A 25818-nucleotide genomic window follows, 5' to 3' on the forward strand; every position below is an offset into this window, starting at 1 on the left:
GCTCCTGCCGTGGCCACTACCCTGTAACCCATCGACACCCTGTCAACGAAAGAAAGTGTACGCCAACGGCACCGGAGAACAATAACCACCATATTAGCTGCCGATAACCCGACTGCTCATCCAGAAAATTAACCTATATAATTCAATTACATAGAATACCGTCAGCACCTGATAGCGCACAACTTTTATACAAGAACCTACAGCACTGTGAGATATATCGCACAACCGCCCCTCCTCTTTTCCCACAAACAAAAAACGCGCCCGAAGGCGCGTTTCATAAGCAATGGCAGTGCTAGGGATTAACCACCAAAAATAGCTTCCCCAGTCAGACCCTGTTTTTCCAGCAGATCCCGCAACCGCTTGAGAGCTTCCACCTGAATCTGGCGCACTCGTTCACGGGTAAGACCGATCTCCAAGCCAACCTCTTCCAGAGTGCTCATTTCGTAGCCACGCAAACCAAAACGGCGAGCTATAACTTCACGCTGCTTGGTGGGCAACTGATCCAGCCAGTAATCAATGCTATAACGCAGATCGGCGTCCTGCAGTAACTCAGCGGGGTCAGAAACCGTGGTATCGGCGATGGTATCAAGGAGGGATTTGTCGGAATCGTGAGCCATGGGTGTATCAACGGACGAGACCCGCTCATTGAGGCCCAGCATGCGTTTCACATCATCCAGTGGCTTATCCAGCAGCTCGGCGATTTCCTCGGCACTGGGCTCGTGATCCAGCTTCTGAGTCAGTTCGCGGGCTGCACGCAGGTAGATGTTGAGCTCTTTGACCACGTGAATGGGCAAACGAATCGTACGGGTTTGGTTCATGATGGCCCGTTCGATGGTTTGACGAATCCACCAAGTTGCGTAGGTCGAGAAGCGGAAGCCACGCTCCGGGTCGAACTTTTCCACCGCACGAATCAGGCCCAGATTACCTTCTTCAATCAGATCCAGCAGGGACAGACCTCGATTCACGTAACGCCGAGCAATCTTCACCACCAGGCGCAGGTTACTTTCAATCATGCGTTTGCGGGCATCTTCATGGCCACGCAGCGCACGGCGGGCGTAATACACCTCTTCTTCCGGCGTCAGTAGCGGCGAAAAACCGATTTCATTCAGATAAAGCTGGGTGGCATCCAGCGTTTTCTGCATCCCGGGTTGAGCGGAAAAAGAATCATCGTCGATGTCATCAGCTCCACTGCGTTTATCGCGCAGTTCCGCGGCGCGCTCTTCAAACGCATCCTCCAGATCTGTGTCCTCTTCTATCAACTCCAAATTTTCGTTGTCATCCCGTTCTGCTTGAATCATCTCTATTCTTCCCGCGCTATTTATATTTAGTTGTTATCACCGCCCAGAACTGCGGCCCCGTCCTAATAAAAACTGCTCAATGGCAGTAAAAACAAATTGTTCAATTTCCATCAACGTCTTGGCAAATACTGCACCGGATTCACCGGCTTGCCGTCACGACGAATTTCAAAGTGCAATTTGTCGCGGTTTGTACCAGTAGAACCTATTTCGGCAATTTTCTGCCCAGCTTTAGCTGAATCACCTTCTTTTAGCAGTAAGCGGCTGTTGTGGGCATAAGCGCTCAAGTACGTTTCATTGTGCTTGATGATGATTAAGTTGCCGTAGCCGACCAACCCGGTCCCGCTATAAACCACCTTGCCATCCGCCGCTGCAAATACAGGCTCCCCTTTCTTGCCAGCCAGATCGATACCCTTGTTAACTTCCCCTGTCAGTGAGTACGCCTCAATCACGGGGCCTTTCGATGGCCAGCTCCAGGACATAATTACCTTGTTATCTCTTTGATTTGCAAATTTTTCTTGGACCGGTTTGGTATTGGTTTGCGGTTTCTTATAACGAGTTGCAGGTTTTGAGCTGGAACCGCTGGAGGTGGTTCGAGTTTTATTGACCGTTGTAACGGGAGCGGAAACCAAGCTGATAACCTGGCCAGGATATATACGGTAAGGGGCCGAAATGCCGTTGCTGCTGGCCAGTTCTTCGTGATCACGATTGTAACGCCAAGCGATTGAGTACAAGGTTTCACCAGCACGAACAGTGTGAGAGCCTTGTGTGACGGGGGCTGGAGAGCGGTATACATTTCGATAGGGTTCGTAGCGGGATGGACCACAGGAACAAAGCAGCAGTACGAGGATGCTCAGATGTATGCACTTTATAACGGCCATTCTTTCAGACAACACGACGCAGCTCCGACAACCCGCACCCATTCAGATCACAAATTCACCTAAATTACTTTAGAATCAAAACTCATAAACCTCTTAGGCTTATTACGACAAAATCTAACTGATTTTTGAACAAAATCACACTTGCTGATCACTTTATGTTCAATCTTGAGCTAACGTCCTGACTCCGTTGAGGCTGAATCAGCGCTGCTGAACCGCTCCAGAGCGAGCACCAACACCACCGCTACCGCCATCAAAATCAGGCTATAGATAAGATGAGGGTTCTGCCCGGTGAGCTCAAAATATTGTTGTGGCAGCACATTTAATTGCTCCACGGGAACCTGCTCGCCGTGACTGTTAAGACGGGTGGTGAGGGTATGTTTCCATGGCCACACCTTGTTGAGTGAGCCCAGCATAAAACCGGTCAGCACTGCGAGGGTGAGATTATGGTGGTGATGCAGTAACCATGACAACAGACGGGTGAACAACAGCAACCCGACCAAACAACCCGCTGCAAACACAGCCAGACTCATAACATCCAGTGATTTCACCGCGCCGATAACGTGAGCATACATACCTAACAACAACAGAATAAAGGATCCAGAGATGCCCGGCAGCACCATAGCGCAGATAGCGATGCTCCCGGCAATAAACAAGGTAAGCGGATTAAGGGCAATTTCTGTAGGGGAAACTGCCGTGATCCCATACGCGATCAGCGATCCCGCCACCAACGCTGTAACAGTGCCAATCTGCCAGCGGGGAATCTGTCTGCCAATATGCACCGCAGACACCAGAATCAAACCGAAAAAGAACGACCAAAGCAATTCTGGCTGCGTGTTGAGCAAATGCGATATTAATTTGGACAGGGTAAATACGCTGGTAAGGATGCCCAGCATCAGCGCTAGCAGGAAATTACCATTAAAGGAATGCCAAGCGGCTGCAGGCCCCTGCTTAAACAGCAATGACAGGGTTTTAGGGCCGATTGCACCGATACTGTCGATGAGCGTGGCGTAGATTCCTGTAATAAAGGCAACGGTGCCACCAGACACGCCGGGCACGATGTCTGCTGCCCCCATGCCCATACCTTTCACGTATACCCACATGTAGTCTTTAGCAGACAGTTTATCCATTGCTCACTACCAGGTTGAACTTGTTGAACTGGCCGGTTTAGCAGATTCAGCGCAAACCGGAACGAAATGGCACAAAACGCACATCTTCAACAAATTCTTTCTGAAATCCGTCTTCTGTACGCGTAATGCGATAGAGTTTTTGCTCTTGTTCACCGATGGGGATCACCAGCCGCCCGCCAATGGCAAGCTGATCCAACAGTTCACGAGGTACTTCTGCCGGTGCAGCCGCCGCCAATATGCCATCGAAGGGGGCTTTCTCTGCCAAACCAACACTGCCATCGGCATAACGAAAGACCACATTGTGGATTTTAAGGGCACGAATCCGCTTGCGGGCTTTTTCCTGCAGGGCTTTGATGCGCTCAAGGGAGTATATTTCTTTGCAAAAGCGGGCCAGCACCGCGGTTTGATAACCTGATCCGGTACCGATCTCGAGCACCTTCTCAAGCGGGCCTGCTTCAATAAGCAGCTCCGTCATACGGGCAACGATATAAGGTTGGGATATTGTCTGATTATTACCGATGGGAAGGGCGGTATCTTCATAGGCACGATGGGCCAATGCTTCATCTACAAACAGATGACGGGGCACGCTGCGTATGGCATCGAGCACTTCGAAGTTGCGAATGCCCTGATCCTGTAGACGCGCAATGAGCCGGTCCCGAGTACGCTGGGACGTCATGCCAATACCGCTGACCCCATTTGATGCCAGAAAAGAATCGTTCACTCGCTGGTCCTCATCCCACTCTTTGTATTCAATCCACCTCCCCCAATTGGCAGGCTTACGCTGAATAAATTCTTGTTATTCAAGTATTTCATTGTAAAAGAAGGTACCGTAAACGGCGAGTCGAATTCACTCTTTATTTTGCTGCAGGCCTGAAAGATCGTTGAGTTGGGTCAGTTCTCGTAACAATGTGGTTGCAAACGCCCCCTTCGGGAGCTGGAACTGCAGATGCAGCTGATCATTACACCATTGCCACTGAAAATTCAGGGGTCGCAAGCACAATGAACGCGGCTCTGCTTTAATCGCAGCCAGACGCAAAAACGCACTGATGGGTGCAGGCAGGCCTTCCTGCTCGGCGCATGGCAACCAGCCGCCTATGTGAATATCCCCACTCTGGTATCGTGCTTCGAGCACCTCAGACCATGCTGATTCTTGAAAATAGCTCTGACTGCCATCCAGCAGGATAGGATCTTCTGCTTGCCAGCGTGTCCAGCTTTGTGCCAAAACCCGCTGCCCCAACATGCCGTTAAACCACCAACTGCGCAATGTGGTCAGGGCGCGGCTACGCAGGGCTTTTTCCCGTGGCAGCGCGTTTTGCTCCACCCAGTGCATGGCCTCTTCAATATTGCCGCTATCGTGCCCGAAACGCTGCGCGCCAAAATAATTGGGCACGCCTGACTCTTTTATAAGAGCCAATCGCTGCTCCAATTGATCTTTCCCGACCAGGTTACGGAGCACTATTTGGAAACGATTGGTCTTATGGGTGCCAATACGCAGTTTTTTGTTATGACGAGCGTAGCGTAGCAGTGTGATGCCCTGCTCTGCCATTGCCACAGCATCGGGTTCGAGGTTTTTACCGGGAAGATGCAAAGAGAACCATTGACTGGTAAGGCCACGGCGATCTTTTAGCCCTGAGTAAGTAATGGCTCGTTGCGATAAACCAAACAGGCTGGACAAACACTTTACGGTAAAGCGGGTATTTTGATCATCGGTTTGCAGCAACAGAAACAAATGCTCACCCTCGCCACAGGGTTCGAAGCCCAGCACTTCCTCTACAACAAAATCCTGCGGGAAGGTCTTAAAATCCGCTTGGCAAACTGGCGCGCCATAAGCATAAGGAGCCTGATCCAAACCAAAGGCAGGCAACGCCTGATGCTGGATACTCATAAGGGATAAATCAAGGCGACGGCATGCACCGCAATGCCTTCCTTGCGGCCGGTGTAACCCAGTTTTTCGGTGGTCGTGGCTTTTACGTTGACCCCACCCAAGTCGAGCTGCAGATCTTCTGCAATATTCGCTCGCATCAATGGTATGTGTGGTGCCATTTTGGGGGCCTGCGCAACAATGGTGACATCCACGTTGCCGACCTGGTACCCGGCTGTGCGCACCACCCCCATCACATGGCGCAACAACACTCGGCTGTCCGCGCCTTTGTATTGGGCATCGGTATCAGGAAAATGTTGACCGATATCACCCAATGCCGCTGCACCTAGCAACGCGTCAGCCAGGGCGTGGAGCGCAACATCGCCATCAGAGTGAGCAACAAAGCCATGCTCAAAGGGAATCGAAACGCCTCCCAGCATTAAATGGTCGCCTTCTCCAAAGCGATGCACGTCAAATCCGTGGCCAATGCGAAACATCTGTGTCTACCTTATCGTGTTGCGGCTTATCGGGGTTCACTGCTGCTGCATAAACAGGGCAGCCAGAGGAAGATCTTGTGGATGTGTGATTTTGATGTTGTCATAGTGACCTTCCACCAACAATGGCTGGTGGCCCATTCGCTCCATGGCTCCGGCTTCGTCAGTTACCATCACGCCTTCTGCCAGCGCGGCCTCAATCGCTTTACGCAAAGCCCCCAAGCGGAATAACTGTGGTGTGAGTGCGTGCCATAGCTGCTCGCGATCCACTGTCTCGGCGATCTGATTCAAGCGATTGGCTCGCTTCATGGTGTCCCGCACGGGGTTGGCCAATATGCCTCCTACCGCATCAAATTGGTCGACCTGATCAATCAGTTTGCCAATATCAGCACTGCGTACACAGGGGCGAGCGACATCATGCACCAACACCCAATCTTGTGCATCGCCCACTTCAGACAGGTAACGCAACCCATTGAGCACCGAATGGCAACGCTCATTGCCGCCGGTCACGGCCTTTATACGCGAATGAGTGGCGATTTTCAGGCCTTGAAAGCGCTTGTCTTCTGGGCTGATGGCCACTATTACCTGGGCTATATCAGCCAGCTCAAGCAATCGCTCAAGGGTGTTTTCAACAACGGTCTTGCCGTTCAATTCCAGATATTGCTTCGGCATCGACGAACCAAAACGCTTCCCCACCCCAGCAGCGGGCACTACACACCAAATTCGCACTGAATTATTCATATCGGGTTACGGCTGATTGTCGTCAATAATAAGGAAAAAGGTTTCATCTTCTTTCACCATTCCCAGTTGGGTGCGCGCCCTTTCTTCCACCGCATCCAATCCTTCTTTGAGGTTTTTTACCTCTGCCTGCAAACGCTTATTGCGCTCCTCAGCCAGATAATTCTCTTGTTCCTGGCGCTCGATTTCGCCTTTCAACCGCCAGATATCTGCCAGACTGCCTTCGCCTATCCACAGCCGCAGCTGCAAAGCAAAGAAACATAGCACCAGCACCCAGAATAAAAACCTGGGAAGGGTGAACCACGTTGGTTGGCTGCTCTCGGTCATGATGATTTACTGTGGCGCAAGGTGAGTATGCGCATAAGAATGGAGCTTTAGGTAAGAATGGTCAAGCCACCCCGGCCAATGGATGACCTGAGGGCGGTACGCAGAGATGAACAGGACGGATGGAGTATCCTTCCGTCCTGTTAGCTGCCGTCACGCAGGTTCGGCTTATTTGAAATTGCGGAACTCTGCCTTACCGTTGTAGGGGGCCTGATCACCTATGACTTCTTCAATGCGCAGCAATTGGTTGTACTTGGCAACGCGGTCGGAACGACACAGAGAGCCGGTTTTGATCTGACCAGCCGCAGTGGCTACGGCTAAGTCGGCGATCGTTGCATCTTCTGTCTCGCCTGAGCGATGGGAGATTACCGCGGTGTAACCGGCATCCTTGGCCATTTTGATAGCATCCAAAGTTTCGGTCAGGCTACCGATTTGGTTGAATTTGATCAGGATGCTGTTGGCGATGTTCTTGTCGATGCCTTCTTTCAGGATCTTGGTATTGGTTACGAACAGGTCATCACCCACCAGCTGGACTTTGTCGCCCAGTTTTTCGGTCAGTATTTTCCAGCCATCCCAATCGCTTTCATCCAGGCCATCCTCGATGGAGATAATGGGATAACGGTTGCACAGATCCGCCAGGTAATCCGCAAACTCTGCAGACGTGAGGGATTTATTGTCACCGGCCAATACGTATTTACCGTCTTTATAGAATTCAGAAGCAGCGCAATCCAAAGCCAGGGTTACGTTCTCGCCCAGTTTGTAGCCGGCTTTTTCAACGGCTTCAGAGATAACTTTCAAGGCTTCTTCGTTTGAAGACAGGTTGGGCGCAAAACCACCCTCATCACCCACCGCCGTATTCAAACCCTTGGCACTCAGTACAGCTTTTAGCGCATGAAATATTTCCGCACCGCAACGCAGGGCTTCCGCAAAATTGGGGGCGCCCACTGGCTGAATCATGAATTCCTGAATATCAACGTTGTTATCAGCATGAGCACCACCGTTGATGATGTTCATCATGGGAACCGGCATGCTGTAAGGACCAGCTTTGCCGTCCATTGCTTCACTGATGTGCTGGAACAGAGGAACCTGTTTGTACACCGCAGCCGCCTTGGCCACCGCCAAAGACACTGCCAAAATTGCGTTGGCACCAAACTTGGATTTGTTTTCTGTGCCGTCGGCATCGATCATGAGCTGGTCGATAGCACGCTGATCCACAGCACTTTTGCCTTTCAACAGTGCCTGGATGTCTGTGTTAATCGCTTCAACGGCTTTGAGGACACCTTTTCCCAGATAGCGGGACTTGTCGCCATCACGCAACTCCAGCGCTTCGCGGGAGCCGGTGGAAGCACCAGATGGAGCACAGGCGGTTCCAGCCGCTCCGGATTCCAGAATAACGTCGGCTTCTACAGTAGGATTACCTCGTGAATCCAACACTTCGCGGGCACGGATTTGAGCGATCTTAGGCATTGTCAGGATGTCTCCTATGAATAAATTTCAATTGGTTATAAATATAAATCGGTGTGTATTGATCAGTGGGTGTCTAAAGGCTCAAAGCCTTTCACCAGTTCATCCAACGCTTTAACCTGAGCCAGGAATGGCTCCAACATGGCCAGACGCAGGGCACAGGGGCCATCACATTTGGCTTTGTCCGGATCCGGGTGGGCTTCCAGGAACAAACCGGCCAGGCGCTGGCTAATGCCCGCCAAAGCCAATTCGGTTACCTGCGCACGACGGCCGCCAGCCGCCTCTGCCAAGCCACCGGGCATTTGCAAGGCATGGGTAACATCAAAAAACACGGGGCTGCCGAATTCCTTCATGATGCCAAAACCAAGCATGTCTACTACCAGGTTGTTGTAACCAAAACTTGAACCCCGTTCGCACAGGATCACTTGATCGTTACCCGCCTCTTCGCACTTACGAATGATGTGTTTCATTTCGCGAGGTGCCAGAAACTGCGCTTTTTTCACGTTGATGATGGCACCGGTTTGCGCCATCGCCACCACCAGGTCGGTCTGGCGGGACAGGAATGCGGGCAGCTGAATGATGTCACAGACTTCGGCGACCGGCCGGGCCTGCTCGGGCTCATGCACATCGGTGATAATGGGCACGTTAAACGTCTTTTTAACTTCTTCGAAGATCTTAAGACCTTCATCCAGACCTGGGCCACGAAATGAACTGACAGAGGAACGGTTGGCCTTGTCAAAAGATGCCTTGAATACATAAGGAATGCCCAGTTTCTCGGTCACCTTAACGTAGTGTTCGGCAATCTCCATGGCCATGTCGCGGGATTCCAGCACATTCATACCACCAAACAGTACAAACGGCAGATCATTACCCATTTTGATGCTGCCACCGTTGGGGGTGGTCAGCTCAATCACTTTCTGAGGTTGAGTACTCATACCGGGTTCCTTCTCCGCAACCTATTCTTTATTGCTCAGTTTGCTGTCTTTGTGGGTTTTGGCAGCTTTGATGTAGCCAGTAAACAGCGGATGCCCATCACGGGGTGTGGAAGTAAACTCTGGATGGAACTGGCAGGCCACAAACCAGGGGTGATCAGGCACTTCAACCATTTCCACCAATGATCCGTCAATAGAACGACCGGCGACTCGCAGACCGGCCTTTTCCAGATCAGGAACATACTTGTTGTTCACTTCATAGCGATGACGGTGACGCTCATAAATGACATCCTGGCCATACAGTTCGCGGGAACGGCTGCCATCCACCAGTCGACACTCCTGCGCACCCAGGCGCATGGTGCCACCCAGATCGCACTCTTCGTCACGCTGTTTGACGGAGCCATCTTCTTCCACCCACTCGGTGATCAAGCCCACTACCGGGGTATCGGTATCGCTCACAAATTCGGTGCTGTGGGCGTTCATCATCCCGGCCATGTTGCGGGCGTATTCGATTACGGCTACCTGCATACCCAGGCAAATGCCCAGGTAAGGAACCTTGTTCTCGCGGGCAAAGCGTACGGCTGAGATCTTGCCTTCGGTTCCCCGCTTGCCGAAGCCGCCGGGCACCAGGATGGCGTCGTATTTCTCAAGGCATTCTACGCCATCGCGCTCCAGATCTTCAGAGTCTACGTACTCGATATTGACCTTGGTACGTGTGCTGATACCCGCATGCAGCAGAGCCTCATTTAGAGACTTATAAGCATCCGCCAGATCGGTGTATTTGCCCACCATAGCCAACGTCACATCGTGCTGGGGGTTCAACTGGGCGTCTACTACACCGGTCCACTCGTTCAGGTCGGCAGGCTCACAGTCCAGCGCCAGCTTTTCCACCACAAAATCATCCAGCCCCTGTGCGTGCAGCACAGAAGGGATTTTGTAGATGGTGTTGACGTCCTGCAAGCCAATCACCGCGCGGCGTTCCACGTTGGTAAACAGGGCAATTTTGGCCAGGGAGGAGTCGGGTATTTTATGATCTGAGCGGCACAGCAACACATCGGGCTGCAGGCCGATGGAGCGCAGCTCTTTCACTGAGTGCTGGGTGGGCTTGGTTTTGGTTTCTCCGGCCGTGTCGATATAGGGCACCAGCGTCAGATGGATAAACACCGAGTTGTTGGAACCCAGCTCTACCCGCAACTGACGCACCGCTTCCAGGAACGGCTGCGATTCAATGTCGCCCACCGTACCGCCGATTTCCACCAGCAGCACGTCTACACCCAGGTCATTGTTGAGGATGCGGTTTTTGATTTCATCGGTGATATGGGGAATCACCTGCACGGTGGCACCCAGATAATCACCACGGCGCTCTTTCTCGATAACATCCAGATAGATGCGACCGGAAGTAAAATTGTTCTTGCGCGTCATAGTGTTACGGATGAAGCGCTCGTAATGACCCAGATCGAGGTCAGTCTCGGCACCGTCTTCGGTAACGAACACTTCCCCGTGCTGATAGGGGCTCATGGTGCCCGGGTCGACGTTGATATAAGGGTCCAGTTTCATCATGGAAACTTTCAGACCACGCGCTTCCAAAATAGAGGCCAAGGAGGCTGCTGCTATCCCTTTTCCTAAGGAGGACACAACACCACCCGTCACAAAAATGTATTTTGTCATCGACTTACCAGTGAACGGAGAATGGAATCAGTTTGCGTAGGGACCGCCAATGCAGGATCGGCCATCGCCCGGCTCGGAATGGACGGCAATTCTACCCGATTAGGGGGGCAGACTCAATCGCGAGCGCGCAGGAGCCTTAGCCGCCTCGCACCCAATCCAGCAACAAGCCATCTTCACGGCTGTGCGGCTCAAAGCCTGCGCACACCAGCAGGCCGGGAAGCCCCGCAATTCGCTCACCGCTGTACACAATGGGCCAAATACCCCGCAACCAGGGCGGCACACCCATTTCCTGAAAGATGTCTTTAAGGGGTTTAGACGGCCGACCAGGCATTGTCAGGCGCTCGCCTCCTTGACGAAAGCCGATGCAAAGCGGTGCCTGCCGGAGAACCTCCCGTGAAAACGGGGTTGATTGGCCATTTGACCCGAGGCCACCACTAAGACAGCCATAAGGCAACCTGATTGGCTCAAATGGAATAGAAAAGGGGATAGATTCCTGTTCACCGCCGGGTAGATTCAGATCCATGCAATACAGCACAGACTGGAACCGGCGTACACAACAGGAGCCCCACTCCACACGGGGCTGGGCATCTTCTGCCGCCATCATTACCTCGGCCTCGATCCGGCCCAGCACCACCTCACTGGGTGGCTGAAACCCCTGCTGTCGCAACCAATAACGCAACAGATTATTGCGACGCGGGCTGCTCAGGGGCTCCAATCTGCTTAAGGAAAGCCCGCCATCGGCTCTGGGCAACCCCAGATCCAGCTCCGCCAGCTGCGCCAACAGTTCTGATGATTCCTGACACAACCTGGCGGAGCGGGCCAGGGTCTGATTTAAGCGGGGGTGCTGTTGCCGCCAACGCGGCAAAATACGATTACGCAGAAAGTTGCGCTCAAAGCTGTCATCCTGATTGCTGGGATCTTCAATCCATTTGAGCTTGTGGTGGTTGGCGTAGCGCTCCAGCTGCTCGCGATCAAGTTCCAACAGCGGCCTTACCACACGATAATCACGACGCTGACTAACCCTGGCCATGGCACCCAGGCCAAGAGGGCCACTGCCCCGCGCCAGGCGCTGCAACAGTGTTTCTACCTGATCATCCCGATGATGGGCCAACATCAGCACCTCGCCAGCCCCGACCTGCTCATCAAAACAGTGATAACGAGCAAGCCGCGCCTGTTGCTCTAAACTGGCAGCGCCCTGGTCTACGGTTACCGTGAGGCAGTCAAGCTCTACCTGCCATTGCTTGCAGACTTGCTGACAGTGCTGCTGCCAGCTTTGGGCTTGCGGCAATAACTGGTGATTGACATGGATGGCGCGCAGAGGCTGGGCTTTACCCCGCCCCGATGGGCGAGCCTGCTGCCAAGCCACCAGCATATGCAGCAACACCGTAGAATCGAGGCCACCGCTGTACCCCACATGAATACGGCAAGGCCCCGGCATGAATGCCAGGGCCTGCTCGATCAACTGAATGTAGGTGTTGTCAGTATTCAAATTAATAGATCAATTTATTCAGCACAGTCAGCGCTTGCGGCGGCGGTACACAGCAACACCCACCACCAGCAACGTTAATAAAACAGGTACCAGTGCAATATTGATCAGTTTTAATGTGAAGTCCAGTTGTTCAATATCCTTGTTCAGCTGGTGCTGCACATCTCGCAACTGTTTACGGATCTTGAGCTTTTGTTGCTGGAACTGCATAAGCTGGGCTTCGACCTCTGGCGTCAGCGTGATGGTGTTGCCTGCCTCACCCTGCTGACTCTGCAATTGCAGCAATTGTTGCTCGACCTGCTCCAACTGGTTCTGCAAATCCTGCTCTACATTCTGGAAACGGGCTTCCGCTTCGCGCTGCATCTCTTTCACCACAGTGAAAGGACGGAAATATCGGCCCTGCCCTCGGATGCTGATCAGATCGCCGCTACCGGACAGCATATCCACGGAATTGAAAAAGAAATCACCGTTGTCCGCGAAAGGCGTCGCCATGCTTTGACCGAAGAACTGTTGCACTTGCACCCAAAGTCGATCGGTGAGCACATCGGTGTCCGCGACAATGATCACATTGATAGGCTTGACGGATTCCTGTAGATATTCCGCCGGTTTTGCCTCCGCTGAGGGATCATCGGCTGACTCGACAGTCGCTTCCGGTGTGGGCGCATCTTCTGAGCTGGCCTCACCTTCTGATACCGGCACGCCGTCAGGGAACGCGGTTTTCACCTGCCCTCGAACTGTCGCCGCCAGCACATACTCCTCCCCGGTGGGGTTGAAACCTACTCCAAGCGCTCTTGGATCCTGCATCATATCCAACTTGCTGGAGACAATGGGCATAGCGTATTGAGTAGACTTCATGAGCGCGATCATTTCTGTGGTGGCTTTCTCCACAGGCTTCAGGTATCCGGCTGTGGACAGATGCAGGGTCTCCAACTGACTGACGATCTGATTATCCCGCGCCAGGTTTTGATCACTCAGCTGCAAAATACCCAGATGACGCATGGGCTGACCATTAGCACCTGACACCTGCAAAGCCAGCTGGGCATCGCCAATAAATTCACTGGTGGACACATCAACACCCCAGGCGTTAAACAACTTATTCAGATCGTCGGACGCTTTACTGGCGGCCCCCTGCGACTGCTCGGCATAAGGGTCTACAAAAAATAGCGCATGACCTCCCCGCAATACGTACTGATCAATAGCAAACAGGGTTTGCTGGGTAAGCTCCTTGGGATGAATGACCACCAACAGATCATAATCTTCGTTCGCTATCTCATCTTCATCGTTGCCTAAGGTGGTCACATCAAATAACTGTTTGACCTGAGCAACAGTGAACCAGGGCTGAGTAGGCTGACGCATCATCATATTGAACCCACCGTCCACTTCCAGGCCAGCGATCAACGCTACCCTGGGTTTGCGCTCCTGGCTGACCTGATAGATCATTTTAGCGATGTCGTATTCTAGGAATTCCTGTCGATCTGGTTTAAAGAACGGAATTTGCAGGGTAGCCCGTTCATTTTCCTCAGGTGTGGCACCTTCGACCAACTCACCGTATTGGGCCACCAACCCGAAATACACAGAATCACCGCTATTACCAATGGGCGCTGCCTGCAAACCGAAAGCGGCGGCACGATCCTCGTCCTCAGAGAAGGGTTCAGGATCAATGACCGTCAACGTAATTTTGCCGTTTGACGCCAGCACGTATTCTTCAAGCAATTCACGCACTTGCTTGGCATAACTGCGCCAGCCTAACGCCTCTTTGGTAGTGGAATCGGAGAAGAAGAAATACAGCTCCAGGGGCCGCTCTAACCCCGCCACAATATTCTTGCTACCGTCTGACAACGTATAGAGCCCACCTTCGGTAAGATCCACCCGCGCCCCTTTAAACAACCAATCTGTAAACAGTGTTGAAAACAATACAACCACTGCCAGCACGACAAGGCCGGCACCTGAAAACCATTTGCTTACTCGCATTGTGTCGGCTCCTCTTAGCTGGCTTTTTTCATATCAATGACAATTGCAGTGGCCATCAGCCAGCCCACAATCATGATGCAGAAATACACAATATCCCGCAGATCAAGAACGCCTTTGGCAAAAGCGTTGAAATGCGTGAGAAAGCTTAATGCAGCGATGGATTCCATCACCCAATCTGCCATCCAGCCAGGCACCCACCCCATGACGATGTCCATTCCGCTTACCATCATCAGAAAGCACACGACTACGGTGAGAATAAAGGCGATCACCTGATTTTTAGTGCAGGCTGAAATACACGACCCTACCGCCAGCATGGCTCCCGCCATAAACCAACTGCCAACGTAACTGCCCAATATCACGCCATTATCAGGATCGCCCAGATAATTCACGGTAAACCACATGGGAAACGTCAAAAACAACGCAATACCCGTAAATACCCATGCAGCCAGATACTTGCCCAGCACCATATCACGCAGGCTGATCGGCAGTGTCATCAACAGCTCGAGGGTTCCACTTTTACGTTCCTCTGCCCATAACCGCATCGACAATGCAGGCACCAAGAACAAATACAGCCAGGGATGGTAATTAAAGAACGCCTTAAGATCCGCCTGCCCGTTCTGAAAAAAACCGCCGAAGAAGAACGCGAACGAACCCGCCAGCACTAAAAAGATAACGATAAATACGTAAGCCAATGGCGTTGCAAAATAGCTGGCCAGCTCCCGCTTAAATACGACTGATAGCTGACTCATCACGCCACCTCCCCTGTGATCGTACGAAACACCTCATCCAGACGGCCACGCTCTACGTGCAGCTCGTCAACCTGCCAGCCGTGCTTCTGGATCAAATTATTCACCGGAGCAAACAGCGCGGCACCGGATCGAGGAAACACCACGATCTTATGCTCGTCGACTTCAACACTGGCTACCTCAGGCAGCTTCACCAGCTCGCTTTCGGCATTAGCGGCGCTTTGCAAGCTCATGGTGACCGCGCCGTGATAACGAGAACGGGCCTCCAATTGATCGGGGGTGCCGTCCGCCAAAATACGGCCACCGGCAATGATGATTGCACGAGAACACACGGCAGAGACCTCTTCCAGGATATGGGTGGATACGATAACGATCTTGTCCTTGGAAAGATTGGCAATGAGGCTGCGTACCTCCTGCTTTTGATTAGGGTCGAGGCCGTCGGTGGGCTCGTCCAGAATCAGTACCTTAGGATCGTGAATGATCGCCTGCGCCAGCCCCACCCGGCGCTTGAAGCCTTTTGACAGTGTTTCGATGGATTGGTCGAACACCGCACTCAACTGCAGCGCAGCTTCCACCCGCTGTACTCTGGCATTCAGATCTGCACCACGAAAACCGCGAATCTGACCTATAAAATTCAAAAATTGGCGTGGCGTCATATCGCCATAACTGGGGGCCCCTTCCGGCAGATAACCAATCAGCTCTTTGGCTTTCAAGGGTTGCTCGGTGGCATCATGACCAAATACAGTCACTTTACCGGAGGTAGGTGCCATAAAACCGGTGATCATCTTCATGGTGGTGGATTTACCGGCTCCGTTAGGGCCCAGAAAACCCAGCACCTCCCCCGGTGCCACTGAAAAAGAAAGGCCGTTTACCGCCGTAAACTGGCCAAATGTCTTAGTGAGATTGTCGATTCTGATCATGTTTGTTTCCTGTTGCTCCTGGCAGCGTGCGATAACATTCGCTCAGACACGAAAAGACAGTTAAACGTTAGATAGTTTGTCATAAGCGCGTTGGCTTATCCTGAAAACGCCTTTTTGACAGAGCCGGCTGCGGAAAGTTCTGAGAAATTTCACCCCCCGGCCCGCCGGTAATATGAGTTCACAACACTGACTTTTCAACCGCTTATTTTGCTATATCGTACACATTAATGCTTTGTTACAGTGAACGATGTAAGATTTTTGCCTAAGCCGTCGTTAGGCAGTAGACTGCAGCCATTTTGAAGGACTCTATAGGTAGTTACATGACTCACTGGTTAGGATTGGATCTGCTGCTCATCTGGCTAATCAAGCAATTTCTGTTCTGGATGGTACGTGCCAACGTGCAACCAGAGTCACGGGAAAGCCTGAATGTTGACCCCAATCTTCCGGTTTGCTATGTACTGAAAAACGAGTCTATCGCCGATTACCTGGTGATGGCCCGCGAGTGCAGTAACCTGGGCCTTCCGGATCCTACCAAAGGCCTGCAGGTGGGCCAGTATCACCATAAACGGGCCTCTTATTTCCTGACCGCCAAGGGCTGGTTTTGGGAGCGCAAAGAAAAAGCACTGGCACAACCACAAAAACTTCTCAAGATGATTGATGAACTGGAGAAAAACCCAGAGCTGGATGTGCAGCTGGTGCCGGTTTCTCTGTTCTGGGGGCGCGCCCCCGCCCGTGAGAATTCCATATTTAAAATCATTTTTTCTGACACTTGGCGCGTACCGGGTCTGCTGCGCAAATTGCTTATCATAATGATCCAGGGCCGTCAGACGGTGGTTCACTTCGATGAGCCCGTATCTTTGCGCAAAATGCTGGATGAGGGGCTCCCCAAAGAGCGTGCGATCCGCAAACTAGGCCGTGTATTCCGCACCCACTTCCGCCGATTGCGCGAGGCCGTGATCGGGCCTGACCTGTCCCATCGCCGCACCATGGTAAACGCCCTTCTGCGCATGCCCAGCGTTACCGCCGCCATCGAATCAGAAGCCAAACGCAACGGTAAAGGCGACAAGCGAAAAGCCGCCGCCACCGCACGCAGTTACGCCAATGAAATTGCGGCCGATTATTCCCATTCTGTTATACGCATCTATTACCTGGTGCTGACCTGGCTTTGGAACAAACTTTATAACGGCGTCTCCGTCAACGGAATGGATCGTCTGAAGAAGGTTGCCACCGATAACGAAGTGATTTACGTACCCTGCCACCGTAGCCACATCGACTATCTATTGATGTCCTATTTGCTGTTCCGCTACGGCATGGTGCCGCCTCACATTGCCGCAGGTGTAAACCTGAATATGCCGGTGGTAGGCCCCATTCTGCGACGCGGCGGCGCTTTCTTCTTACGTCGCAGCTTCAAAGGCAACCGACTTTATACCGCCGTTTTTAATGAATACCTCAACATGACCTTCGACCGGGGCTTTTCCGTCGAGTATTTCGTCGAAGGCGGCCGCAGCCGCACCGGCCGACTGTTGGCACCCCGCCCTGGAATGCTGTCCATGACCGTGCGCAGCTTCCTCCGCACCCGGCGACGTAACTTCGTGTTCGTCCCTGTCCATATCTGCTACGAGAAAGTGCTGGAAGGAGGCACTTATCTGGGTGAACTGTATGGCAAGGAGAAAAAACAGGAATCCATTTTCGATATTTTCCGCACGCTGAACAAAATTCGCGGCACCTTCGGCCAGGTCTATGTAAATTTTGGTGAACCGATTCACCTGAACGATGCACTGACCAACGCAGCGCCCGATTGGCGACAGTTCCAGTACGACGATAACAAACCACCCGCCTGGGTGTCCGAGACCGTCGATAGTGTCGGAACCGGTATCATCACTGGCATCAACAACGCTGCGGTAGCCAACCCCATCAATCTAATGAGCATCGTTTTGCTGTCCACGCCCAAACAAGCCATGGATGAAGGCGCACTGGCAAAGCAATTGGATTTCTATTTAGACTTCTTGCGCAAGGTTCCCTATACCGACCTGGTGGTGGTACCCGACATAAGCGGCGCAGACGTCATTGCATACTGCGAACGCATGGAAGTACTGACCCGTCAGAAGCATGCACTCGGGGACGTGATTCGTCTTACCGATGACAAAGCGCTGCTGATGAGTTACTACCGCAACAACATCATTCATCTATTTGCGTTGATTTCACTGGTGGCCTGTCTGGTACAGAACAACCGCAGAATCAAACGACAAACACTGACCAAGCAGATCAGCCAGCTGTACGTGTTTTTCAAATCTGAGCTGTTTATGCATTGGCAGGATGAGGACATCCCTGGGGTAGTGGAACGCAGCCTGGCGCTGCTGGTAGAACATGGTTATCTGATTGCCAATGAAAAGGAAGTGTGGGCACCGGATAGTCGCTCCACCGAATTCATGCACCTGAGCATTCTGGCCAATACCACCAAGCAATCTTTGGAGCGCTTCTTTATCGCGGTGGAGATTTTGGTGAAAGCAGGCTCAGGGAAATTACAGCGCGCCCAGCTGGAGAACGCCTGCACCATGCTGGCCCAGCGCATGTCGTTGTTACACGAATTCAGCGGCCCCGAGTTCTCAGACAAATCATTGTTCCGTAACTTTATCCAAGCCCTGGTAAAAAGCGAAGTTCTGAATGTGAATGACAGTGGCAACCTGACGTTCGGTGATGCCCTGTTACGCTCCCATGAAGATGCACATTCCCTGCTGGGTGAAGATACCCGCCAAAGCATCCAGCAAATCGCAGACATGGATCTGGAAAAAGAGTTCAGCGAAGCAAACGCCGACAAATAATTGCCGAACTGACTGCCTGATTGAAGGTTACACCGGGTACACATCAAACCGGCTGCTCTTACCCAGCAGCTGGTAGCCCGGTTTACGCCCCGCCACACTATCGGCCTTGCGTGGGCGCTTCACTACCACACGCTTACGAGCAACCTCCAGAGCAATCTCCATCAATGCGTCAGCGTCCATATCATCCCCCACCACATCTCGAAACAGGCGCATTTCCTTTTTTACCAACGCGTGCTTGGTGCGTTCAGGGAACATTGGATCCAGATACACCACATCTGGCCGCTCTGACTCTGCAAGCTGTGCCAAAATTGAATGCGCGACACCCCACTGAAGTTGAATCCGCTCCGCCACTGCTGCACCCTCTGGTGAGTAGCGGGCTCGATCCAAGCCGTCGGCCAAAAGACAGGCAATTGCCGGATGGCGCTCTATTGCAGTAACCGCAAATCCTGCGGCCGCCAGAATAAAGCTATCACGACCCAGCCCGGCAGTGGCGTCCATTACGCGCAGCGGATCCTTGCTGCGCCCGGCCACTGCTTTCACGATCATTTCATGCTGCGCCCGCATAAAACGAAAGCCTGTTTTGCCGTGAATAAAATCCACTGTCACCGGGTTTCCCAGCTCCTTGTCCAGCGGCCGCAACTGAACCACACCATCACGCCATTCCAGCACGGCTTTCAACCCTGCTTGATCCTGCCCCTGGCTGGACCAATGGCCATCCAAACACGCCAACGGCAGGTGAAGTTGACGGACACGATCACGAAAGTCAGGCTGATCGACAGCAATCCAGGTAGCGCTCACTATAAAAACTCGCTTGAATCAAAAACGGGCAGTATTACACAAACAGATCGATGCCACCCAGAAACTCACCACTGCCTTGGGCTTCACGGCTAATCTGCTGGGTATTGGTATACGCTTGCAAGGCACGCTGATTGGACGATGGCAGCGTATTCTGCTCCACCGGGCGATAGTACTGATAGCTAGGTTGGGCGGCCTCAGGGCGACTGGCTGGAACCACTTGTTGCAAAGCGGAAGCCTGGCGGGCAGCTTCACTTATTTGGACATCAGACTGCTGAGGCGAGGGCCCTGTTTGAGATGAGCGCGCATTGCCCTGCGACGCGTCACGGGCACGGTCAACGGGTTGCTCAATGAGCCGGTTTTCATCCCGACCCTGCAACCCATTAGATACCGCAGATTGTATGGCGCTACCGCTTATTCGCATATCGATCCGGCAACCAACTCAACTCAATCAAACCCTGGGTAGTTAAGTATAGCTCTGCTGTAAAGACTGGCCATATTCACTGGCTGTCTAACCCGCATCAAAACCTGATCGGGGCTTGCAGCCTAATTAATTTAGCCCCACAAACATAAACAACGCCGCCCCAAGCAACAGTCGATATACCACAAACGGCGTCATACCAATGCGCTCAAGCAAACTCAGAAACACATGAATGCACAAAAATGCGCTGATCGAAGACGCCAGAATCCCCAGCACCATCAAATTCCAAGGTACCTCCTGACCGCTAACCGCAAGCTTGGCCGTTTCCAATGTGCCCGCTGCAACGATGATAGGAATGGACAGCAACATGGAAAAGCGCGCTGACGCCACTCGACTGAACCCCAGGAACAACGCAGCAGTCATGGTTATACCGCTGCGGGAGGTACCAGGGATCAATGCAATCGCCTGGGCCAAGCCGATCACCAACGCAATGGTCAGTGTCATTCGATCCAGTTCCAGCCTGCCATTACCCTGCTTATCAGAGGCCCAAAGCAACAAGCCGAACACCACCGTTGTACAAGCAATCACAAAACTGGTGCGCATGTTCATTTCAATAAAATCACTGAACAGTCCACCGAATATCACCGCCGGAATGGTGCCAATAATCACGGCAAACGCCAGGTTCAGATCCTGATTCATTGATCGGGTCTGCACACCCGTCACCATACCACCCAGCATGCGCCGGATATCATGATTGAAATAGGTCACAACCGCCATCAACGTACCTAGATGCACCGCCACATCAAAAGCCTGCCCCTGATCCGGCCAACCCAACACCTGCGACGGTAAAATCAAATGCGCGGAGCTGGAAACAGGCAAGAACTCCGTTAAGCCCTGGATGATGGCTAATACCAATGCCTGAAGAATGATATCCATGTATGAATCCTTTTTTATAATACTGCGAGCGTTAAACTGGTGCTGTTAACTGATATCCACTCACGAACTCCGGGGGCATACGCTTGGGTCTGCCGGAATCCACCGCAACACACACCCACTTGGTACAACCGCGCAACGCAGTCACCCCATCCTTTGGCCGAATCAATTGATACCGTCGAGTAATGGAAATTTTTTGATCATTCTCCGTGATCCAGGTTCCCATTACCAAGGTATCGCCATTGAAGGTCGCCGCCAGATAGTCCACTTCATGACGTCTTGCCACCATTGCCCGATTCAGTTCAGTGTATTTATCCCAACCCAAACCCAATGCCTGCGAATGGCCCCAGGCTACATCTTCCAACCAACTGACATAGACCACATTATTGGTGTGCCCCATGATATCGATATGATCATCCACAACCTGGATAACACGATAGAAAGAAGGTGCTCCGAAATCCCAATCCAGCGCATTCACTTCTGCCTGATTCATGGCTCACTCCCAATTTCTGTCTTATGAATGTTTGGTGGATTTCACTGCCACATTATTGCGCAGATAAACCGGTACCACCTGTTCTGCAGGAATCAGCTCCCCCGCCGCAAACCCCGTTTGTGCCAGAGCGAGAAGATCCAGCCCGTGGGGTAACAGAGAGGGTTGGCAATGTTGCAACGGCCCTGTGCCTAACTCAAGTAGCTTTTGGTAACACCAACCACTACCAGCACCATTCCAGCTTGATTCAGCCTGAATTGCCCCATGACTGGCCACTTCTTCCGGCTTGCAAACACACTCACGCCCCACCAACTCAACTGATCCAGCTCCGCTTATACGATAAGAGCCCCAGTAAACCTCCCCCATGCGCGCATCGAATGCTGCGTGGCACTGGGTCCAACCCATTTCACGCCAGGTTCGATGGGCCAGAACTGCCAGCGACGACACAGACACCACAGGCAGGCCTGCACCAAAGGCCAATCCCTGCACCATACCAGCGGCGATACGCAACCCGGTGAACGCACCCGGGCCACGACCAAAGGCAATGGCATCGAGGTCTGACAGGGCCACCCCTGCCTCTGCCAGCAAGGCATCAACCATGGGCAGCACCAACTCAGCGTGCTTGCGTGGTTCATCCGTATGTCGAAAAAGATCCCCGGCCCCGGTACTAAGCGCCACAGAACAAGCTTCAGAGGAGGTATCAATAGCAAGAATTTTGGCGGTCATACTGCAGCTCGCATCCTAAACAGAGGCGGCATTATCTCAGGTTTCCGCAACGCTGAAAAACCCGCAATCAAAATGGATCTCTACCAATGCCCATTTTCAGCAGAAAAGCATCCACCTCCTGCAGCGATTCCGCCAAAGGCATAGGGGGCAGCGAGGATAAGAACCGTGGGCCGTATGATTTCTTCAGAATCCGGGTATCTCCCAGCACCACCAAACCTTCATCCTCGGTTGAGCGCAGCAGCCGCCCCACCCCCTGCCGCAGTCGGGTGATGGCATTGGGCACCATGTAATCATTAAACAGTGAAAGTTGCTCCTGACTGGCTTTGTAGCGCCACGCCAGACTGAGCACATCATCGGGGGAAGCAAACGGCAATTTATCGATGGCCACGCAGCGTAAGGCGGCACCACTGACGTCGATCCCCTCCCAGAAACTGCCCGTGGCCAATAACAAGCTACTGCTGTCTTGACGGAACTGTTGCAACAATTTATGGCGATTACTGTCCGGCTCGTAAATCAGCAATGTGCGGTCGGTGCGGCCCTGCAGAATCTGCGCCGTCTGCTGCAATGCTTCGTGACTGGAAAACAACAGCAACATGCCACCGTCCAAACGATCGGCTACCATCAACAACGTGTCTGACCAGGCCTGATAGAAGTCCTCATCTGCTGGCAGGGGCAGGTTCGTTGGAACCCAGAGTAAAGACCGATTAGAGTAATCCATCGCGGATTGGTGATGATGCGTTTCAACATCAGTTAGCGACAGACAACGCTTAAAGTAATCAAAGCTGCTATCAACCATCAAGGTTGCAGAAATAAAGATCCAGGCAGCAGAATCGGTATTCAGGCTCACAAACGGATTATGCAGGCGAGCCGCCACGATTCGTAGTTGGCTTTGATCTACATCACAGTACAGAACCGCCTTATCATCGCAAGCCTGCTGGAACATACTGATCCATTGCTGCAACTGTTTGATTTCTTTTTCTACGTCAACCGCAGCAAGATGCAGTGCAGCCAGCTGGGCCTGTAGCTGTAGCAATATTCCCTGCAGCGGTTTAAAACTGGTTGGTGCCACTGACTGAACACTGTCTGCCCCGCCTTTTTGCAACAATTGCTGACGGATTTGCCCCCACAACTGCTCCAGTCGCAATAACAGCGTGCCAAGATCGGCGAACAAGCCTGAATGCTCGGCACTACATCGACGAACCCGTTTCAACCAACGTTGGAATCCGTACTCCTCCATGGTTTCGGTATTACGGCGCACCAGCAGATCCGGTAACTGGTGGGCCTCATCAACGATGACCACATCCACCGCAGGCAGCAATGCTCCCATTCCCTTTTCAAACAGCCCCTGATCACTCAGAAGCAGCGTGTGGTTAATCAATAAGACATCAGCGTTTGCTGCTCGCTGGCGTGCTTTCTGGAAATAGCAGTTATCAAAATGTGGACAACGACGCCCCACGCATTGATCCGCACTGAGGGTTAACAGGGGCCGCAATTGAGAAATCTGTTCGCCCGTTACCGGCAGAGTCTGAATTTCACCATGACGGGTCTGCATCTTCCACGCCATGAGTTCAGACCATATGGAATGCACCAGCGCTGCCGCACCTGGTGCGGCCTTTCCATTCTGAATTTGCTCAAATCGGTAATGGCAAAAGTAGTTATCACACCCTTTCAACACAGATAACTGGCGCAATTCAGGTAACACCGCACGCAGTTTCTGATATTCACCCAACAGTAAGTGATCCTGTAATGTCAGGTTTCCCACTGACAATATAATGCGCCGACTGGACAGTAGCGCTGGCAGCAAATAGGACAGCGTTTTACCGGTGCCGGTGGGTGCTTCCAGCGCTAGGGATTTACCGGCAATCACCCCCTGCTCAACCTCAAGTGCCAGCCTGATCTGTTCTGGTCGCACCCCATAGCCAGGCCAGTGCTGAGCCAATAAGCCGGTCGGAGATAAACATTCTTCCACTCTGGATATCTGGGGATGCATAACAACTCGGGTATACTTTGGGCACTGGCGCGCGAATGAAGCGCAATGTATCACAATGGGAGATAGGCATGTCAAAATCGCGAGCTATTACCGGCATCATATTGGCCGGAGGTGAAGGCCGCAGAATGGGAGGTCAGGATAAGGGCTGGCTACAACTTCAAGGCCTGCCGATGATTCGCAGGGCCATTGAGCGACTGCAGCCCCAGGTGGAGCAAATCGTTATCAGCGCCAACCGCAATTTAGATGCATACGCCAAACTGGATGCTCGTATTTACTCTGATGATACGCCTTATCAGGGCCCGCTAGGGGGAATCGCAGCCTGCCTTGAACACATTGACACGGATTACGGTTTGATCGTGCCCACCGACGCACCGCTGATCCCAATTAACCTGGTGGAAAGTTTGAGCGCGCATATACCTGCCAAATTAATACTGTGTCGGGATGAAAAGCGTATGCAACCGCTGTTTGGGCTTTATCATCGCTCGTTGGCCGCGTCGATTAGAGCATTTCTGGCAGGAGGGGATCGTAAACTAATGCTGTGGTGTGAGCAGCAAGACCCTGAAGTTGTCACGATCGGTGACAATAGTGCTTTCACGAATCTTAATACGCCGTCTGAATTGAGCGAATTTGAGAAAAAACTTCACATATAAACAAGAAAAGCCCCAAAAAGGGGCTTTCTTGTAGCACATCACATCAAACCGATATTACGCTTTCTTTGGTCTGCCACGTGATACTGCTTTTTTCTTGGCTGGAGCCTTCTTGGCGGCTGCTTTTTTGGCTGGTGCCTTTTTAGCAGCTACTTTCTTGGCTGGCGCCTTTTTAACGGCTTTCTTCTTGGCTGGTGCCTTTTTCTTGGCTGGAGCCTTAGGAGCCGCCGGTGCTGCAGCTTTCGCTACACGCTTTTTGGCAGGACGCTTCTTGGGCTTGGCAGTAGCCTTTTTAGCAATAGCCTTCTTCTTGGCGGCTGCTTTCTTGGCTTCGGCCTTGGCCTTGGCAACTTCTTTTCTTTCCTTCGCCTTCACTTTCTTGGCGTCGGCAGCTGCGCGAGACTTCTTCCAGCGAGCTTCGAAAGCATTTACTGCTTTCTTCAGATCCGCTTCAGCACGGCTGGAAACCGACTCGGCGAACTCTTTAACGGCATGAACTGCTTTCTGTTCAGCTTCGATCACAGAAGCTTCAACTCGGGCAACTGCATGTCCCACTTTGGCGTGACGCAGAGCTTCGCGCTTTGCCTTGGCCTGCTCAGCAGCTTTAGCAGCGGCCTTTTTAGCAGACTCAGCAGAACGCTGGGCAGCTTTGGTGCCAGCTTTCTTGGCAGCCACAGCTTTGGTTTGAGCTTCTTTGCTTGCAGCAGCCGCTTTTTTGGTTGCTTCATTCAGTTCAGCTTGGACTTTAGATAATGCAGCTTCCGCTTTCTCCAGGATAGGATGCGCAGGTGCTGCCGCTTTTTTTGGAGCTGCTTTACGTACTGGACGTTTTTTCGCAGCGGCTTTTTTAGCTCTTGCCATGATTCTGTCTCCTCAGCTATGGCATTTTCAGGCACACACATTTACTCAGCTAGCAAAATGTGCTTAAAGAAAAAGTAGCACAAAAAAAATGCATGTGATACATACACATGGCAATATTATTTAATAATTAATTTATTTCCAGTATAAAGCCCCTTTTTTTCCAAAAAACGATCTAAAAACTCCTCTTTTTTTATTTTTTGAACTGTTTTTAATTCAAAACAAGTCT

24 protein-coding genes are annotated in these 25818 nt (G+C 52.2%); 2 read left to right on the forward strand and 22 right to left on the reverse strand.

Going from position 1 to position 25818, the window contains the following annotated elements:
* Nucleotides 1-299: 299 nt before the first annotated feature.
* The 15 genes from rpoS to Kalk_RS04395 all read right to left on the reverse strand — a co-directional run bounded on the left by rpoS (nucleotide 300) and on the right by Kalk_RS04395 (nucleotide 15907).
* Nucleotides 300-1298, reverse strand: coding sequence for an RNA polymerase sigma factor RpoS (gene rpoS / locus Kalk_RS04325; protein ID WP_101893030.1), 999 nt, complete (start codon nucleotides 1296-1298; stop codon nucleotides 300-302).
* A gap of 110 nt (nucleotides 1299-1408) precedes the next feature.
* Nucleotides 1409-1927: a peptidoglycan DD-metalloendopeptidase family protein gene (locus Kalk_RS04330; RefSeq protein WP_233716934.1), complete on the reverse strand. Its 519-nt coding sequence runs from the start codon at nucleotides 1925-1927 to the stop codon at nucleotides 1409-1411.
* Nucleotides 1928-2346: 419 nt separating this feature from the next.
* A complete protein-coding gene (locus Kalk_RS04335; protein ID WP_233716813.1) occupies nucleotides 2347-3303 on the reverse strand; it encodes a DUF368 domain-containing protein in 957 nt (318 codons plus the stop codon).
* A gap of 46 nt (nucleotides 3304-3349) precedes the next feature.
* Nucleotides 3350-3979: a protein-L-isoaspartate(D-aspartate) O-methyltransferase gene (locus Kalk_RS04340; RefSeq protein WP_101896213.1), complete on the reverse strand. Its 630-nt coding sequence runs from the start codon at nucleotides 3977-3979 to the stop codon at nucleotides 3350-3352.
* Between the two features lie 171 nt (nucleotides 3980-4150).
* Entirely contained in the window at nucleotides 4151-5188 is a 1038-nt protein-coding gene (gene truD / locus Kalk_RS04345) for a tRNA pseudouridine(13) synthase TruD (protein ID WP_101893032.1), read from the reverse strand.
* Complete coding sequence (gene ispF, locus Kalk_RS04350; protein ID WP_101893033.1) at nucleotides 5185-5661, reverse strand: 2-C-methyl-D-erythritol 2,4-cyclodiphosphate synthase; 477 nt, start codon at nucleotides 5659-5661, stop codon at nucleotides 5185-5187. The genes truD and ispF overlap by 4 nt, the downstream gene beginning before the upstream one ends.
* Before the next feature lie 36 nt (nucleotides 5662-5697).
* A complete protein-coding gene (gene ispD / locus Kalk_RS04355; protein WP_101893034.1) occupies nucleotides 5698-6399 on the reverse strand; it encodes a 2-C-methyl-D-erythritol 4-phosphate cytidylyltransferase in 702 nt (233 codons plus the stop codon).
* Nucleotides 6400-6405: 6 nt separating this feature from the next.
* Complete coding sequence (ftsB, locus tag Kalk_RS04360; RefSeq protein ID WP_101893035.1) at nucleotides 6406-6723, reverse strand: cell division protein FtsB; 318 nt, start codon at nucleotides 6721-6723, stop codon at nucleotides 6406-6408.
* 165 nt (nucleotides 6724-6888) lie between these two features.
* The gene (eno, locus tag Kalk_RS04365; protein WP_101893036.1) at nucleotides 6889-8187 is read right to left on the reverse strand and encodes a phosphopyruvate hydratase; all 1299 of its coding nucleotides are present in this window, start codon (nucleotides 8185-8187) and stop codon (nucleotides 6889-6891) included.
* Nucleotides 8188-8249: 62 nt separating this feature from the next.
* Entirely contained in the window at nucleotides 8250-9119 is an 870-nt protein-coding gene (gene kdsA, locus Kalk_RS04370) for a 3-deoxy-8-phosphooctulonate synthase (RefSeq protein WP_101893037.1), read from the reverse strand.
* A 21-nt stretch (nucleotides 9120-9140) separates the two neighbouring features.
* The gene (locus tag Kalk_RS04375; RefSeq protein WP_101893038.1) at nucleotides 9141-10784 is read right to left on the reverse strand and encodes a CTP synthase; all 1644 of its coding nucleotides are present in this window, start codon (nucleotides 10782-10784) and stop codon (nucleotides 9141-9143) included.
* A 136-nt stretch (nucleotides 10785-10920) separates the two neighbouring features.
* Nucleotides 10921-12273, reverse strand: coding sequence for a tRNA lysidine(34) synthetase TilS (tilS, locus tag Kalk_RS04380; RefSeq protein WP_101893039.1), 1353 nt, complete (start codon nucleotides 12271-12273; stop codon nucleotides 10921-10923).
* 27 nt (nucleotides 12274-12300) lie between these two features.
* A complete protein-coding gene (locus Kalk_RS04385; protein WP_101893040.1) occupies nucleotides 12301-14241 on the reverse strand; it encodes a GldG family protein in 1941 nt (646 codons plus the stop codon).
* Between the two features lie 14 nt (nucleotides 14242-14255).
* Nucleotides 14256-14990 carry an ABC transporter permease subunit gene (locus Kalk_RS04390; RefSeq protein WP_101893041.1) on the reverse strand — a complete coding sequence of 245 codons (735 nt, stop codon included), beginning with the start codon at nucleotides 14988-14990 and terminating at the stop codon, nucleotides 14256-14258.
* Nucleotides 14990-15907, reverse strand: coding sequence for an ABC transporter ATP-binding protein (locus Kalk_RS04395; RefSeq protein ID WP_101893042.1), 918 nt, complete (start codon nucleotides 15905-15907; stop codon nucleotides 14990-14992). Before Kalk_RS04395 ends, Kalk_RS04390 begins: the two co-directional genes overlap by 1 nt.
* A gap of 320 nt (nucleotides 15908-16227) precedes the next feature.
* On the opposite strand from Kalk_RS04395, the gene plsB reads away from it, so the two are divergent.
* The gene (gene plsB / locus Kalk_RS04400) at nucleotides 16228-18729 is read left to right on the forward strand and encodes a glycerol-3-phosphate 1-O-acyltransferase PlsB (RefSeq protein ID WP_101893043.1); all 2502 of its coding nucleotides are present in this window, start codon (nucleotides 16228-16230) and stop codon (nucleotides 18727-18729) included.
* 27 nt (nucleotides 18730-18756) lie between these two features.
* Here the strand turns inward: plsB and Kalk_RS04405 are convergent, their stop codons facing one another.
* The 6 genes from Kalk_RS04405 to Kalk_RS04430 all read right to left on the reverse strand — a co-directional run bounded on the left by Kalk_RS04405 (nucleotide 18757) and on the right by Kalk_RS04430 (nucleotide 24084).
* Nucleotides 18757-19527: a class I SAM-dependent methyltransferase gene (locus Kalk_RS04405; RefSeq protein ID WP_101893044.1), complete on the reverse strand. Its 771-nt coding sequence runs from the start codon at nucleotides 19525-19527 to the stop codon at nucleotides 18757-18759.
* 34 nt (nucleotides 19528-19561) lie between these two features.
* Nucleotides 19562-19948 carry a hypothetical protein gene (locus tag Kalk_RS04410; protein ID WP_101893045.1) on the reverse strand — a complete coding sequence of 129 codons (387 nt, stop codon included), beginning with the start codon at nucleotides 19946-19948 and terminating at the stop codon, nucleotides 19562-19564.
* 126 nt (nucleotides 19949-20074) lie between these two features.
* Nucleotides 20075-20881 carry an undecaprenyl-diphosphate phosphatase gene (locus tag Kalk_RS04415; RefSeq protein ID WP_101893046.1) on the reverse strand — a complete coding sequence of 269 codons (807 nt, stop codon included), beginning with the start codon at nucleotides 20879-20881 and terminating at the stop codon, nucleotides 20075-20077.
* A 31-nt stretch (nucleotides 20882-20912) separates the two neighbouring features.
* Nucleotides 20913-21347: an acyl-CoA thioesterase gene (locus tag Kalk_RS04420; RefSeq protein WP_324775051.1), complete on the reverse strand. Its 435-nt coding sequence runs from the start codon at nucleotides 21345-21347 to the stop codon at nucleotides 20913-20915.
* A gap of 45 nt (nucleotides 21348-21392) precedes the next feature.
* Complete coding sequence (gene tsaB, locus Kalk_RS04425; protein ID WP_101893048.1) at nucleotides 21393-22094, reverse strand: tRNA (adenosine(37)-N6)-threonylcarbamoyltransferase complex dimerization subunit type 1 TsaB; 702 nt, start codon at nucleotides 22092-22094, stop codon at nucleotides 21393-21395.
* A 67-nt stretch (nucleotides 22095-22161) separates the two neighbouring features.
* Nucleotides 22162-24084, reverse strand: coding sequence for an ATP-dependent DNA helicase (locus Kalk_RS04430; protein ID WP_101893049.1), 1923 nt, complete (start codon nucleotides 24082-24084; stop codon nucleotides 22162-22164).
* A gap of 68 nt (nucleotides 24085-24152) precedes the next feature.
* Here Kalk_RS04430 and mobA point away from each other — a divergent pair, with 68 nt between their 5' ends.
* Complete coding sequence (mobA, locus tag Kalk_RS04435) at nucleotides 24153-24734, forward strand: molybdenum cofactor guanylyltransferase MobA (protein ID WP_158643298.1); 582 nt, start codon at nucleotides 24153-24155, stop codon at nucleotides 24732-24734.
* A gap of 54 nt (nucleotides 24735-24788) precedes the next feature.
* On the opposite strand, the gene Kalk_RS04440 is transcribed toward mobA, so the two are convergent.
* The gene (locus tag Kalk_RS04440) at nucleotides 24789-25592 is read right to left on the reverse strand and encodes a hypothetical protein (RefSeq protein ID WP_101893051.1); all 804 of its coding nucleotides are present in this window, start codon (nucleotides 25590-25592) and stop codon (nucleotides 24789-24791) included.
* Between the last annotated feature and the right edge of the window lie 226 nt (nucleotides 25593-25818).

The sequence above is a fragment of the Ketobacter alkanivorans genome (genome assembly GCF_002863865.1).
Lineage (GTDB): Bacteria > Pseudomonadota > Gammaproteobacteria > Pseudomonadales > Ketobacteraceae > Ketobacter > Ketobacter alkanivorans.